We start from the raw sequence: 438 nt of genomic DNA, 5'->3' as shown, positions 1-438 counted from the left end.
GCCTCTGCTCCTGTGAAAGATGCTCCGGCAAGCAGCGAGCCGGCAGATTTGCTGTTCTAAGCAGAACAAAATACATGGCCAAAGGCCGTCTGAAATGAATTTTTAAGACGGCCTTTTCGTACAACTGGCTATTGGAAATATATGCCCCTCTTGATTCAGATGGCCTTTTTACTTTTCAAATACTCCGACAAACCACGCTCGCGCAAAATACAGCTCGGACATTCATGACAACCACCGACCACGCCGTTATAACAGGTATGCGTATGCTCGCGAATATAACCCAACACACCCATTTCATCCGCCAATGCCCAAGTTTGTGCTTTGGTTAAATACATCAAGGGCGTGTGGATTTGAAAAGCGTAATCCATGGCCAGATTCAATGTGACATTCATCGACTTGACGACCACATCGCGACAGTCGGGATAACCAGGAAAATCG

General features: G+C 46.8%; 1 protein-coding gene. It reads right to left on the bottom strand.

Going from position 1 to position 438, the window contains the following annotated elements:
• Nucleotides 1-155: 155 nt before the first annotated feature.
• Nucleotides 156-438: 7-cyano-7-deazaguanine synthase (locus tag ACTHUE_RS20495; protein ID WP_440424330.1), on the bottom strand; the 283-nt coding region annotated here is incomplete at its 5' end.

Source organism: Neisseria sp. P0021.S005, from assembly GCF_051956955.1.
The sequence above is the reverse complement of the archived record's forward strand: the minus strand, read 5'-3'. Positions and strand labels throughout refer to the sequence as shown.